The organism is Rhodococcus qingshengii JCM 15477, from assembly GCF_023221595.1.
In the GTDB taxonomy this organism is placed as follows: domain Bacteria; phylum Actinomycetota; class Actinomycetes; order Mycobacteriales; family Mycobacteriaceae; genus Rhodococcus_F; species Rhodococcus_F qingshengii.
The window spans coordinates 150,952-163,343 of the sequence record NZ_CP096568.1 but is presented as its reverse complement, the minus strand read 5'-3'; the positions used below and the strand labels follow the sequence as shown (position 1 = coordinate 163,343).

The following is a 12,392-nucleotide window of genomic DNA, read 5'->3' as shown; positions in this document are numbered from 1 at the left end:
GGGTTGAATCTGCGCAAATTGGGCGATTCACCCAAAGGTCGAAGCCTGGGCCCCGGCCAGGTTCGGCGTTGCGCCGTTGAGGTCGGCAGCGCGCCTGGTTGTGGCTGACGCTGCGATCTTTGAGATGGGGCGTTGAATCACGGAGGGGGTGGCCGAAGCGCCACGGCGGCGTGGGCGTTGGGGGTGGCTTCGTCGGCCAACACGTCCGACCGCGACAACGAGGTGGTCCGTTGGGGCTGCGATCCAGATACGCATGCGCATGGTCGCTGCGCTTGGCGCTGATCGGGCCGTCAACGGTGCGATGACGGGCGGCGCGCGTCTCCAAGGGTGGGCTGTACGAGCCTGAGAGCCATGAGCGGGGCAGGACCGGACGGCGTGCTCGGCGCGGGCTTCAGCGCCGACCGGGACCACCGGGTCACGCTCCCCGCCCAGGGATATGGGATAGCCCCACTCGGCTCGGAGCAGCTCTGGCACGAGCTCGCTGCAGGCCCCGTGGCCGTCGCACCGGGTCCGTGAACGGAGGGAAGTTGGAATGGCACTCTCGCGTCGCGAATGTTCCTTGATAGGTTGGGTGATGGCCTCTAGGTCCTAAGTTGGGAGAGGCGTCGTGGCTGAGCATCCAGTGGAACTGTCCACGGACCAATGTCTGGAGCGGCTCGGGTCTCACTCCGTCGGCCGAGTTATCTTCTGCGCCGACGACGGCCCCCAGATTTACCCCGTCAACTTCGCCGTCGACGACGGCACCATCGTGTTCCGCACTTCCGCGTACGGACCGTTGACCTCCCTTGTTCATCACAACGAGGTCGCGTTCGAAGTCGACGAGTTCGATCGCGAGCACCACCATGGTTGGAGCGTGATCGCGCATGGCCGGGCGCGCGCGCTCGAAGGCGACGAGGCGCACGAGCAGACGACATTGCGGATGCTGGAACCGTGGGCGGCGGGTTCTCGAACACTGCACATCCGCGTCACGCCTCGTCAACTCACTGGGCGTCAGTTCGGCGGCGACCGCTGAACTTCGGAGCACCCACGGTTCCTCTAACGCCGCGCGCGCCCGGCAGCACATCGACTTCGTCATCATGCGTCCCCGCGACAGCGATTTGACCCCCCACTGGACGAGCAGTCAGCACCCGCACAAATAGTTGAGCCATTCTCATTCTGGTCGCCGGACGATTGGTTCTTCGAGGTGCAACTGAGTGATCGCTCGAAGCGCATCTGGAAGACCGGCACGGTGGCGGAGTTCTTGCCACGGTTTGATCGCACGACACACATGAGCCTGCTCGTTCAGACTGGCCTCATCAGGTTGTCGAGGTCCTCGCGCAGCACTCGCAGTCCGCGCTTGCCGCAGGCGTAGGCCGGCAGCTCACCGCTAGCGATGCGCCGGCGGACGGTCTTGACGGACGTCGCGATGTATACCGCGGCCTCCTGGAGGGTCATCCAGTGCCTGTCGCCAGGAATCGGCTGGTCGGGGCGTCGCAAAGAAGAAGACATATCACCGGTCTCCTCTCAGGAAGCGCCGCAGCTCCGCGACGGTGACGTAGAGCCGGCCGTTGCCGTTGAACCGGTGCCAGGTCGGGCCTCGACCGCAACGGCGCCAGTCGCGCACGGTGCACTGCGGCGTACGGATGAAGGCGCAGAACTCCTCGAACAGGATGATGCCGTTGTCGTCCCACTCATCGGGGACGCGGATCGGAGCGATGGTCACGGCCCACCTCCTTTCGTGAATCGACCGCAGGGTTGCTGTCTGTTTGGAGAAGCAACCGCGATCGTGGAACTTCGGACACCTGTCGTCGGACTTCTCGATCACCTAGGTCACGCAGCGGTGCCAGCGATCGCGCGCACGCGAATCTTTCAGCGCCTCATGCCAGTCCCACGTTGGGCGCACTCACCGGATGCAATTCCTCCGGTCTCCGGACCCGCTCCATGAGGAAGCAGCCTGCGAACGCTGTCGACCGGCAAAGGACCCGCGGGCCGTGACGGTCGCTGTCATCCACGGCCAGGCACGCGGCTTGGTCGGGGCTGACGCCCCCGGCCAGGCCCGGTCGACAACGGCCCCAGATCGGTAGACGCCAGCTGTCCGAACCCGGGCGTGACCGGTTGCTTCTCCAGACGAACGTGCCCTCCAACCCGAGCAGGTGATCGTCGATGACCAACACTCTGAAGATCAGCTCGCACGACGAGCTAATCTCGTCTATCCCCCACACGCTGGGATTCACTCCACGGGGCATGGTCTGCCTCGCCTTCGGCGACGGTCCCACCGCGCGCCTCGACATTCCCGAGTCTCCCGAGGAGATGGGTGAGTTCCTCCAGGCGCTCACCGACGTCTACCTCCACCGCCACCACCCTCGCCGCGTCGCCCTCGTAGCGTACGGCGAGGACGGCCGCGCCTGCGTCCAGGCGCTGGCTGCCTTGGGCGAGGCTCTGATCAACAGCGAGGTCCGCGGCCCCGACGTCGGCCCGATGCTGTGGGTCAACGGCGAGGAGTGGACCGACCTTCTCGAAGGCACCCGCGGAACCGTCGACCCCAGCACCCGCGCCCGGATCGACGCGGAGTTCGCCCTGATGGGCCGGGTCATGCCCGTCGGCCGGCGCGAGGACCTCGCCGCCGCGATGCAGGGCGATCCAACCGCGGTTGCCGACCACCTGCCTGCCGCCGAGGCCCGCGCACTCGACATGGATGTGGCCACCACCCGGTCCGAAGTCGAGTGGCTGGGCGCACGGCTCGACCACTTCCGCCGCGATCGGGAGTACCTCTCCGACGACGACGCGGCCCGGGTCCTGGCAGTGCTCCACGACAGCGGCGCCCGGGACGCGGCGGTGTTCAGCATGAGCCGGAAGGACGCGCCCGTCTTCTCGGAGTTCTGGCAGGACCTCGTGCGACGGGCGCCGAGTGAGGTGCGTGACAGCCCGGCGACGATGCTGGCGCTGAGCTCGTTCCTGGAGGGCAAGGGAGCCCAGGCATGGACCGCCCTCGACCAGCTCTCGGAGAGCGACCCGTTGGCGGACCTGGTGGCCGCTGCCCTCGATCAGGCCGTGGACCCGCGTGAGTGGGACCGTGCGGTGCCCGCGGCGGCGGGTGCTCTGATGCAGCAGGCGGCATTGAGCGACACGTTCGCGCAGGAGCGCCGTGCCCACGACCGGGACGCCCGAAACGCCCCCGGCGTCAACGGTGCCGGCCCGGAGTCGTCGGCCCCGGGCCGCTGAGATGGACGGAGGCAGACCCGTGCAGAACACTCGCTCGCGACTGGAGAAGCGCCTCGCGAAGCTCCTCGCCGCCACTCTCCCGCTCGCTGCTCGGCACACGGCGGGACGCACCAAGGTCGACTTGGTCTACCTCGCCGAGGAGACCAAGACCGCTTGAACAGCGGCCTGTGTGAGTAGGCCAACGCCGCGGTTGTCAAGGTTACGGCCGGCGACCTGTGGATAGATATTCGCTATCCACAGGCCGTCGGCGGTGCGGTTGCGCTGTCGTTGGTTCGGCACACACTCAGAGTGGAAGTGTCGGCACGATCGGGTCGTGCCGGCTGGGCGCGGATTCGTGAGGGTCCCGCCGCCCACGAGGGGACGTGAGGAACATGCGGACGTCGACCAAGCTGATCCGCCTCTGCGCCGTCGTGCCGGCCGGTCTCGCCGGCAGTTTCGTCGCGGTCATCGGCCTGGGCTTTCTGCCGGGCGCGGGCCTGGTGTTCGCGTTCCTGGGCACGCTGGTGATCTCGGTCGTGTTGGCGTGCGGGTGGTGGGAGGCTCCAGCTGCCCGGGTCTTCGGGTTCGCCCGCGGCCTTCGGCCCGGGCAGCGCGCCGTGCTCGAGCCGACGCTGGCCCTGGTCGAGAGGCTGGAGCTCGCTCCCGGGCGGGTGCTGGTGCGGCTGACCGACACTGACGGGCTTCCTGCTGCTCCGATCGGCCGGGACACGGTGATCGTGGAGCAGTGGCTGGTGCAGGGCGTGTACGAGCGCCGGCTGACGGCCGCGGATGCTGCGACGGCGATCGGGCACGCGGTAGCGAGCCAGCGGGTCGGGCCGTCCCGGTTCGATCTGGCGGCGCGGCTGTGGGCGTTCCCCTGGACGCTGGTGTTCGTCGTCATCCGTCAGGTCGCGCGCATCTTCTCGTGGGTGCCGGCGGGCGGGTTCGCGTGGCACTTGCGGATCGTGATCGGTGTCGTCGCGGTCTTCCAGGGCTTCCAGCCGGGCGGAAATCCCACGCTCGGTGGCGCGACCGGTGTGCTGGTCGCGATCAGCTACGTCGCACCAGCGGCCGACCGGACCTGGCGCGCCGTGGTGGAGCGCGCCGCCGACCGCATCGTGGCCCGGCGTGGCCTCACTGATCCCCTGATCCACTTCGTGCAGTGGCGCCAAGGCGCCGACTCGATGGAGCGGGTCCACCGCATCCGAGCGGCTGCGGCCGATCGCCGCGCATGGACGCCGACCGCCGAGGTACCGGCGCCCGAGGAAGAGGCCGGTGGGCGGGTGTTGACCCACCCCACGGCCCTCAGGTGAGCCGGCAGGCCCCGTCGTGGATGACCTGCACCTGGAAGCCGACCGGATCTTCGGCCCCTGCAATGATCCGACCTGCCCAGGCTCCAGGTCTACGGCCGAACACGACACTCGCCTCGACTTGGACTGGACCGGACGAGTTCACCTTCGACTCGTCACGGACGCCGAGGATCGCACCTCGGGAGCCGACGACGCGTAGAGGCCTGCTGGCCTACGGCTGTTCCCGGACCCCCGGGGCGGCATGGCGTCGATGACCACCATGACGCTGCTCAGTAGTGCTCGTTGCTGGGCAGGGTAAGCCGATGGTCGACCGCCGGCGGGAGGGCCGGCATGTCCTCGGTGATGACCCACGTCCAGACGTCGATGCCGGTGGCGATCTCCGCGACCGCTTCGCGGTTGTCGTCCCTGGTGAGCAGGAACGCGGCAGTGGGTGTCTCAGTGTCCGTGAGAACCAGGGAGGCCATGGGCACATCGGGGGCGAGGTTGTACCGCAGCGACTTGGTGAACCGGCGGCGTGCATCGAGCGCGGTGTCGACCAGCAGCTTGTCGAACAGCGACTCATACGGCAGCCAGTTGCGGTCGGTCATGACCAGCGAGATCTCCTCCGCGGTGGCGAGGCCGGCCCGGCTGACGGAGAAGGTCGCGATGACGATCAGGTGGCCCTCGTCGTCGGTCTGCCACAGCTCCATCTCGTCACCGAACCGCTTGTTGAGGCGGGCCAGGAGCGTGTCGTCGACCGTGAGCGGCGCGTCGGGCAGGTGCTTGATGACCAGCTTGTGCCCGAACCGGGCTGGGTCGATGGCCTTGAGCTCACCGATGAGCATCATGAACTGCTGGGCCGAGCCGTGCTGCTGCATCGGCGCCCAGGCCGAGAGCCGCCGGGCGGCGATCTCAGTCTTCTTCTCGACGTTGAAAGGCTCGGGGATGTACAACCTGGTGGCGAGCGGCTTGCCCTTGGTGAACTTTCCGCGGGCGGCCTGGCGCAGGTACCACGACACGACCCGCCAGTTGCGCTTGCCGCCCATGCCGGGCGACCAGGTCGCGAGGTCGGCTTCTTGCCACAGGTAGTGCAGGACCGCGCGGAGGGTCAGCCGGTTCGGGTCCGCGGCCACGGAGTCGGACACTCCCCCGCCGCCTGCACCGGTCGGGGCTGCTCGCTCGGCCTTGGACATGCGGAACCCGAGCTCGATGGCGGTCAGGCCGCAGTCGGCTTCCTCGGTGATCGCGCTGCCGAGGACCTGCCCGAGCCCGGAGAGCTCGTCGGGCGGCAGGTAGGAGGCGCAGCGGTGCGCGTGCTCGAGACCGGAGTCGGGCATCCGCTTGATGACGTATTTCTCGGGTCCGACCTTGGCGACGTACATGGCGACCCCGTCGTTGCGGCACATGCACAGGGGCCGGACCCGCTCGGTGTGCGCGGCCGCGAGGAGCTGCTGCGCATCGGGATTGTTGGTTTGGGTGATCCGGTGTCCGTAGAGCTCGAAGGTCCGCCGGTCACTGGCATGCTCGCCGGTCGGGTCTGCCCGGCCCGGGGCTGGGCTCTGTGTAGTGGTCATGCCCGGAAAGGCAACGAGCCACTGCGCGGATCGGACGCCTCGCGCACGTCCGGTGGTTTGCGTTCCACAAAATTTCTCGCCGAGGTGTCCGATCCGCGACCCCGGTGGCTGCCTTTCGTGGTGAGGGCGGGGGTGAGCCCTGGGCTGGTGCTACGGCCGACGTCCTCCAAAGGGTTGGAGGTGCCAGGCGTGGCGCGACGGCGTGCGAGCGTTGACGACTCAGATCAGCTGGCGCTGTGGTCCGTTCAGGTGTACCGGTATTTCACCGAGTCGAGCTTCGACATCTACCTGGGGCAGACGGTGGAGCGGAAGGCGAATTTCATCCCGCGCAGCTGCTGTCCACCGGTTCAGGACTGCCGGGTGCACCGTGCTCGCCTGTTCTGTTCCACTGGGTAGCGGGGTCCCGCCTGCTACCGACCTCTCTCGAAAGGACACACGTGATGGCTGTTCCCACCACTGCTCGTTCTGGTGACGTGTACGACGCGGCCCCGGACTTCGCCTACGCGGTCTCGCTGCTCGCCGCGCTCGAGGACGCGACCGGACAGGACGAGCACTCCACGGTGCTGCCGTTCCTAGGTATGGCCCGCGCCGAACTCACCGACTTCGGCCAACGCCGACCCGCCGGCTACGTCCCCGTGCAGGTCGGCGACCTGCGGTCCGGGCTGGCCGACCTCGAGCAGCGCCTCACTGCCCTGCTTGAAACATCGCAGGTGCTTCAGCGCAGCCTCCGTCTCGACTCCGCGCGCAGGCTCCTGCGTCGCGGGGTCGCCGCGGTCTGCCCCTAACTGGAAAGCAATGAAACGACTAGTATGCATTGAATTGCCCTTGCCGAGCTGGTTTAGGAAGCAATGAAACGACTAGTAGGTGTTGAAACATGACGCGTGACCGCAGGGCGAATCCGTTCCGCCCCGGCTTCGGCAGCAGCCCTCCGAAGCTGGTGGAGAGTGACCACCACCTTGAGCTGTTCGGTGAGGCCCTGGACTCCGGCCCGGGCGCCTACGGGCGGATCCTGCTGCTGGTCGGGCAGCGCGGCACGGGGAAGACCGTGACGTTGAACGCGTTGGAGGACATCGCGGGCCCGAAGGGGTGGTTGGTGATCTCGGAGACCGCGACGAAGGGTCTCGTCGACCGGATCGCCAACGACAGGCTGCCGCGTTTGCTACGTGATCACGACCCTCGACCGACCACGTCTCACGTCACCAACCTCGACCTCCCGCTGTCGGCGGGCGGCGTTGGCCGCGAGGTCAGCAACAAGCACACCCCCGTGCCGACGCTGCGATCCCAGCTGGAGGATCTGACAGACATCTTGCGCGACACCGGCGGCGGAGTCCTGATCACGTTGGACGAGATCCACAAGGGGGTCTACGACGAGCTCGAGGCGGTGACGACGACCCTGCAGCACGCGGTGCGGGAGCGGCGCCAGGTCGCGTTCGCGGCAGCCGGTCTCCCGGGCAGCATGACCGCGCTGCTCCAGGTCGAGGATGAGAAGGACCCTTCCCCGTTGACCTTCTTGCGCCGCTCCGTGCGGGTCGACCTGGGCAGCTTGTCGGACGCTGATACCGCGCGTGCGTTTCGTGACCCGATTGACGCCACGTGGGCGATCTCCGACGACGCGCTGGCACTGGCGGTGGTTGAGTCGCACGGATACCCGTACATGGTCCAGTTGGTCGGCTACCACACGTGGCGTCACGCGGACGCCGGGGCTCCGAGGCTCGAGGTCGTCGACGTGCAGGCAGGACTCGACGAAGCCCTCCGCGATCTGCGACGGCAGGTCCTCGATGAGGCGATGAAACCGCTAAGCGCCAACGACCGGCGGTATCTGGCTGCGATGGCCCAAGACCATGATGAGGTCAGTTCGACCCGGAAGGTAGCGCAGCGGTTAGAGGTAGCGCCCGACTACGCCAACAAGTACCGCGAGCGCCTCATCGATCGCGCCTTGATCAGCGGCGAAACCCGCGGCGTCGTGGAATGGGCGATTCCCATGCTCGCCGACTATGTCCGCGACCTCACCAAGGATCCTGTGGCTGCCGAACATTGGATCCGGACGGGCCGCACCACGGACCTCTCCTCGCCCCCAGCACGCGCTGCCGACGACCTCGGCAACCTGGGAGCGAAGATCAACGAGCTCCGGGCGAGGCGCGGCCAAGCCCGCGACTGAAGAGGAGCACCGCTCGTCCGACGGGGCCGATCGTCCCGACACCACACGCCGGGATACCGGCGCTGAGCCGGGCCACGATTCGCACCCGATACACGCGCCGACGTGGGCCCCACCGACGCCGCACGAGGGCGTAGTCCACTTCTGCAGGCTGGCGAGTCCGCGCGGGCACACCCTATAGGCACCCACCGCAGGGATCCGTCGGCCCGCGCCCGGCTTCGGCCCGTGGCCGATTCGCTGAGCTTTGGCTGCTGCGACTCGCCACGAGCCCAAGGCCCGTTCCCCCTCCCCGTTTCCCCCGGGGGGTTGGAGGTCGGTTCGTAGCTGACGCTGGCGCCGTGTCAAGGGACAGTAGGAACTGCCCAGGGGCGGTCGTGAGACCTGCCCGCTGACGGTCACGAGAACTGCCCGGTGGTGGCCATGGGATCTGCCCAGTGGGCTTGCGGCCACCACCGACCAGAGCACTCAGCTCAAGGGACTCACCCCTCGGCCGGCGAGTGCCTGGGTAAGTCGCACGGAGTCTCCGCTGGTCTGGCACACGTGGGCGTGGTGCAGTAGCCGGTCGACGGTGGCGGTCGCCAGCGTCTTGGGCATCAGCTCGTCGAACCCGGACGGGTGCAGGTTCGAGCTGATCGCGACCGACCGCTTCTCGTAGGCGGCGTCGACGAGCCGGTAGAGCCCCTCGGCGGCATCCTGGGCGACCGGCAACAGGCCGATGTCGTCGACGACAACGAGATCGGCGCGCAGCACACGGGCGATGGCCTTGGACACCGTGTCGTCGGCACGATGGCGGCGCAGCAGGACCCCGAGGTCTTCCAGGGTGAACCAGGCGACCTTCAACCCGGCCTCGACGGCTTGGTGACCGAGTGCCTCCAGTAGGAACGTCTTCCCGGTCCCCGACGGCCCGCACACGACGAGGTTTTCCCGACGGTGGACCCATTCCAGGGTGCGGAGTGCCTGCTGGGTCGGTGCCGGGATCGAGGATGCCTCGGGCTGCCACGCATCGAACGTCTTCCCGGTCGGGAACCCCGCAGCCGCCCTGCGGGTGGCCAGTGCGGAGCGTTCCCTTCCGGCGACCTCCTCGGCGAACAGAGCCTTGAGCACCTCGGCGGGCTCCCAGCGTTGGGCCTTCGCGGTCGCGACGACCTCCGGTGCGTGGCGACGGATGTGGGGCAGCCGAAGCCGCCGCAAGAGGTCCTCCAACTCGGCCGGCAACGGCGGCGCGGACGCCATCGATGGTGTGGTGGTCTTGGTCGTCATCGGGTCACCTCGTTCCCCTCGCGGCTGTCGTGCTGGCTGTCGTGCTGGCCGAGACGTGCCCATCCGGCGGTGCCCTGGGTCAGCGACCGTTCTTCGCCGGCACGGTGCTCGCCAACAGCGGGTTGCCGGGCGTGGTGGTCGAGGATCGAGGACAGATCGGCCTCGGCGAACCGGCCGTGGACGGCGGCGTGGCCGAGTGCCCAGTCGACCTCGACGGGGTCGAACAGCTTGGCCAGGCTGAGGGCTTCGGCCATCTTGACCCTCATCCGCGGCGTGCCCGCCGCAGCGGCCTCGACCAGCCACAGGCGGGCGCCCTCGCCCAGGTCGAGGAACTCGGCTTCCGCTGGGTTCTTCGCTCGCGGCTGCCGGTTCAACGGACCTTCCGGCTGCGGTGGGAAGTGCTCGTCGTTGATCCTCGGCGTGCCCGGCGTCGCGCGCGCGTGGCGGGCGACCTCGGCGGGTCCGTCCTCGCCGACGTGAACGATGACGACCTCCTCGCCGTCGCCGAGTCCTTGGGCACGAACCCACACCGTGGCGCCGAGCAGGGTGTGTGGCACCGAGTACTGGCCGGACTCGAACATCACCATCGGCGTGTTGCCCGGCACTACCCGGGTGGTGCCGAACGCGACTGTGTGCGGCTGTGTCGGGACCGGGTGTAGCCGTGTCCGCTCTTCGGCCAACATCTCGACCGGTGGCCGCTTCGTGGTCCGGTGAGCCCGGGTGTTGACCTTCTGACAGAACGCCTCACACGCCTCCTCGAGCTCGCTAAACGACGCGTACTCCTCACGCAGGTTGGTGTCCTTGGGCACCAGGTCGGCCTTGCTGATCTTCACCGACGACTCGGTGCCGCCCTTGGACGCCGGATCCGCCGGCACACAGGTGTGGACCACGACCGAGTAGTGCTCGGCGAAGGTGACGAGCTGTCCGTTGCGGACCGGGATCCCGGCGATGTGCTCGGTCGTGACGGTCTTCTCGTTGTCGGTCAGCACGTAGGTCGGCACCCCACCCAACCGGCGGAAGGTCTGGTCCAGCGCGGCGAACACGGACGGCATGGTCTTATCGCGCAGCGCGATCACGACCCGGAACCGCGACCACGCCAGCCACGCCACGAACAGAACCGTCTTGACGCCGTCGACGACAGGTCCGTCGCCGTAGTCGTACTGCAGCCACATCCCCGGCTCGGTGACCCAGGGCCGGTGGACCCGCACATGTCCTGACCGGTATGACTTCTTCACCGATGCGACCGCACGACGGGTGGTGCGCTCCGAACCCTTGTAGCCCATCGCGAGCAGCTTCTCGTGCGCTCTGTCGGCACGGACCTTGCCCTTGGACCGCTCGACCCACTCCTCGACCTTGGGCAGGTACTCATCGATCAACTGCGGCCGAGTCACGGCCTTGTCCAGCTCACCCCCGGCAGCACGGCGGTCCACGTAGTGCTTGACCGTGTGGTGCGAGCATCCGGCCAGCTCGCCGGCATCACGCAACGACCCTGTCAGGTCGTAGGCATCCAGGATTTCCATGATCTCCTCGGCAGACTTCAAGTTGTCCCTCCTCAGGGCGACGGGCGCTTCAGCACCGCCGATCGCACCTGAGGAGGGGCCTCAACCGTCGGAGCCGGTGAGGCAGACGACGTCGTGTCGGGCAGATCCCATGACCGCCACCGGGCAGGTTTCATGTCCGCCAGCGGGCAGTTTCGTGGCCGTCTCCGGGCAGAATTTCATGGCCGCCGACAACTGGTAACGGGACGTGTTGAACTAGGACGAGTAGACCACCTATCTCAGAGGCCCGACGTCGTTGAGCCCGGCTGGGAAATAATGGGGCTCAAGCGAAGGCAGGGCCACCGAAGTACAACCGAACTCGAACCGAGTACTGGCACGCGCCGTCACCGATAGGGATAGTGCCGCTGACATATACGTCGCCGATGGAGACAGCTCCAGCATCGCGGGCCCTACGGAGTACAGCCTCGTTTATCTGCTCGCTGAGTTCGGGCCCATTCAATTGAGCCGGCAGGATGAAGCGGAACATCGCCTCGTTGCTCTTCGCTCCCACAGGACCATTGTGCGCCGTCCGGAGCCAAGCCGTGCAGGCGTCACCCCGATCAGACATGAAGTGGATGACCAGGCCGAGGTGCGCTTGGTGCAAAGCTCGGCTATCCTGCCATGTCTTGACCTTCCTCGGACATGTCCATACCGGTGAGACGCTTCCATTCCGGAGGAATGTGCAGGGCCACGATCTCTACCTCCTGTTTCGCCCCGAGATCTGGCCTGACTTGGTGAGTATCGGTCCAGCGGATTGGTAGCGAAAAAGTGGTGTCGATGTACAGCTCCGCCTCTGCGGGGGAGGTGTCACGGTTGAGGTGCAGGAGGTAACCGTGCTCGGTGGACTCGGCGCCCTTCATTCTCCACTTATCTCCCGGGCGCCCCCAGATCGGGAATCTACTCGGTGTCATCATCTTGATGAGCAGAGGCCAGTGGTCGAACCCTGATGGTGGTTTGGGAGGGATGAGCTGCCCGTCGTCATCGACCAGCTCCTGTCCGGCGCCACTGGAGTAGCGGCGGGTTTGCGCGGACTTGGTGTCGCGCTGAGACCATGAACCGAGCTCGTTGTCGATGGAGAAGTGCACTGTATCGACGCGGTTCGGCGGGCCCGCTATGTCGTTCTTGGGCCACCGTCGGTACTCGGCGGTCCCGGATATGCGAGCACATTTCTCGGTGTTCTGCAGCAGGCTGATCGCAGCTAAAGTGTCTTCTAGTGTTATCGCCATGCTCATAGCCTGCCAGAAAGGCGAATCGAAGGTTGTTTCGTCGTCTTTCTGGTCCGAGGTTTGCCGCGATTCTCTCTCGACATTCTTAGCTCCATCCCGGCCGCCAATAGTAGCCTGACATATCAGTACCGCGAGTTTATGAACGGCATCGGCCGCAGAAGCAGTTCGAG

At 67.1% G+C, this 12,392-nt stretch carries 15 protein-coding genes; 7 read left to right on the top strand and 8 right to left on the bottom strand.

The window, feature by feature from the left end; translation table 11 throughout:
- Positions 1-27: 27 nt before the first annotated feature.
- Complete coding sequence (locus M0639_RS34355) at positions 28-474, bottom strand: hypothetical protein (RefSeq protein WP_231915171.1); 447 nt, start codon at positions 472-474, stop codon at positions 28-30.
- 133 nt (positions 475-607) lie between these two features.
- Between M0639_RS34355 and M0639_RS34350 the strand changes: the two genes are divergently transcribed.
- A complete protein-coding gene (locus tag M0639_RS34350) occupies positions 608-1,012 on the top strand; it encodes a pyridoxamine 5'-phosphate oxidase family protein (RefSeq protein WP_082893122.1) in 405 nt (134 codons plus the stop codon).
- A 269-nt stretch (positions 1,013-1,281) separates the two neighbouring features.
- Here the strand turns inward: M0639_RS34350 and M0639_RS34345 are convergent, their stop codons facing one another.
- Positions 1,282-1,488, bottom strand: a complete 207-nt coding sequence (locus M0639_RS34345; RefSeq protein WP_082893123.1) for a helix-turn-helix domain-containing protein — start codon at positions 1,486-1,488, stop codon at positions 1,282-1,284.
- A 1-nt stretch (position 1,489) separates the two neighbouring features.
- Entirely contained in the window at positions 1,490-1,702 is a 213-nt protein-coding gene (locus M0639_RS34340; protein WP_156525011.1) for a PLC family EF-hand domain-containing protein, read from the bottom strand.
- Between the two features lie 440 nt (positions 1,703-2,142).
- Between M0639_RS34340 and M0639_RS34335 the strand changes: the two genes are divergently transcribed.
- The 4 genes from M0639_RS34335 (at position 2,143) to M0639_RS34320 (ending at position 4,689) form a co-directional block, all read left to right on the top strand.
- The gene (locus M0639_RS34335; RefSeq protein ID WP_064073818.1) at positions 2,143-3,201 is read left to right on the top strand and encodes a DUF4192 domain-containing protein; all 1,059 of its coding nucleotides are present in this window, start codon (positions 2,143-2,145) and stop codon (positions 3,199-3,201) included.
- 19 nt (positions 3,202-3,220) lie between these two features.
- Complete coding sequence (locus M0639_RS34330; protein WP_156525012.1) at positions 3,221-3,358, top strand: hypothetical protein; 138 nt, start codon at positions 3,221-3,223, stop codon at positions 3,356-3,358.
- A 214-nt stretch (positions 3,359-3,572) separates the two neighbouring features.
- Positions 3,573-4,493, top strand: coding sequence for a hypothetical protein (locus M0639_RS34325; protein ID WP_064233827.1), 921 nt, complete (start codon positions 3,573-3,575; stop codon positions 4,491-4,493).
- A 16-nt stretch (positions 4,494-4,509) separates the two neighbouring features.
- A complete protein-coding gene (locus M0639_RS34320) occupies positions 4,510-4,689 on the top strand; it encodes a hypothetical protein (RefSeq protein WP_064073820.1) in 180 nt (59 codons plus the stop codon).
- Positions 4,690-4,759: 70 nt separating this feature from the next.
- Here the strand turns inward: M0639_RS34320 and M0639_RS34315 are convergent, their stop codons facing one another.
- The gene (locus M0639_RS34315) at positions 4,760-6,043 is read right to left on the bottom strand and encodes a DUF1173 domain-containing protein (protein ID WP_082893124.1); all 1,284 of its coding nucleotides are present in this window, start codon (positions 6,041-6,043) and stop codon (positions 4,760-4,762) included.
- Between the two features lie 440 nt (positions 6,044-6,483).
- Here M0639_RS34315 and M0639_RS34310 point away from each other — a divergent pair, with 440 nt between their 5' ends.
- Entirely contained in the window at positions 6,484-6,828 is a 345-nt protein-coding gene (locus M0639_RS34310) for a hypothetical protein (RefSeq protein WP_064073822.1), read from the top strand.
- Positions 6,829-6,917: 89 nt separating this feature from the next.
- Positions 6,918-8,201 carry an ATP-binding protein gene (locus M0639_RS34305; RefSeq protein WP_064073823.1) on the top strand — a complete coding sequence of 428 codons (1,284 nt, stop codon included), beginning with the start codon at positions 6,918-6,920 and terminating at the stop codon, positions 8,199-8,201.
- A gap of 462 nt (positions 8,202-8,663) precedes the next feature.
- Here the strand turns inward: M0639_RS34305 and istB are convergent, their stop codons facing one another.
- The 4 genes from istB to M0639_RS34285 form a co-directional block, all read right to left on the bottom strand.
- Positions 8,664-9,458: an IS21-like element helper ATPase IstB gene (gene istB, locus M0639_RS34300; RefSeq protein WP_183591811.1), complete on the bottom strand. Its 795-nt coding sequence runs from the start codon at positions 9,456-9,458 to the stop codon at positions 8,664-8,666.
- On the bottom strand, positions 9,455-10,999 hold the full coding sequence (gene istA / locus M0639_RS34295; protein WP_064075337.1) for an IS21 family transposase: 1,545 nt from the start codon (positions 10,997-10,999) through the stop codon (positions 9,455-9,457). The genes istB and istA overlap by 4 nt, the downstream gene beginning before the upstream one ends.
- Positions 11,000-11,279: 280 nt before the next feature.
- A complete protein-coding gene (locus tag M0639_RS34290) occupies positions 11,280-11,507 on the bottom strand; it encodes a hypothetical protein (RefSeq protein ID WP_156525133.1) in 228 nt (75 codons plus the stop codon).
- A 100-nt stretch (positions 11,508-11,607) separates the two neighbouring features.
- Positions 11,608-12,222 carry a hypothetical protein gene (locus M0639_RS34285; protein WP_156525134.1) on the bottom strand — a complete coding sequence of 205 codons (615 nt, stop codon included), beginning with the start codon at positions 12,220-12,222 and terminating at the stop codon, positions 11,608-11,610.
- Positions 12,223-12,392: the final 170 nt, after the last annotated feature.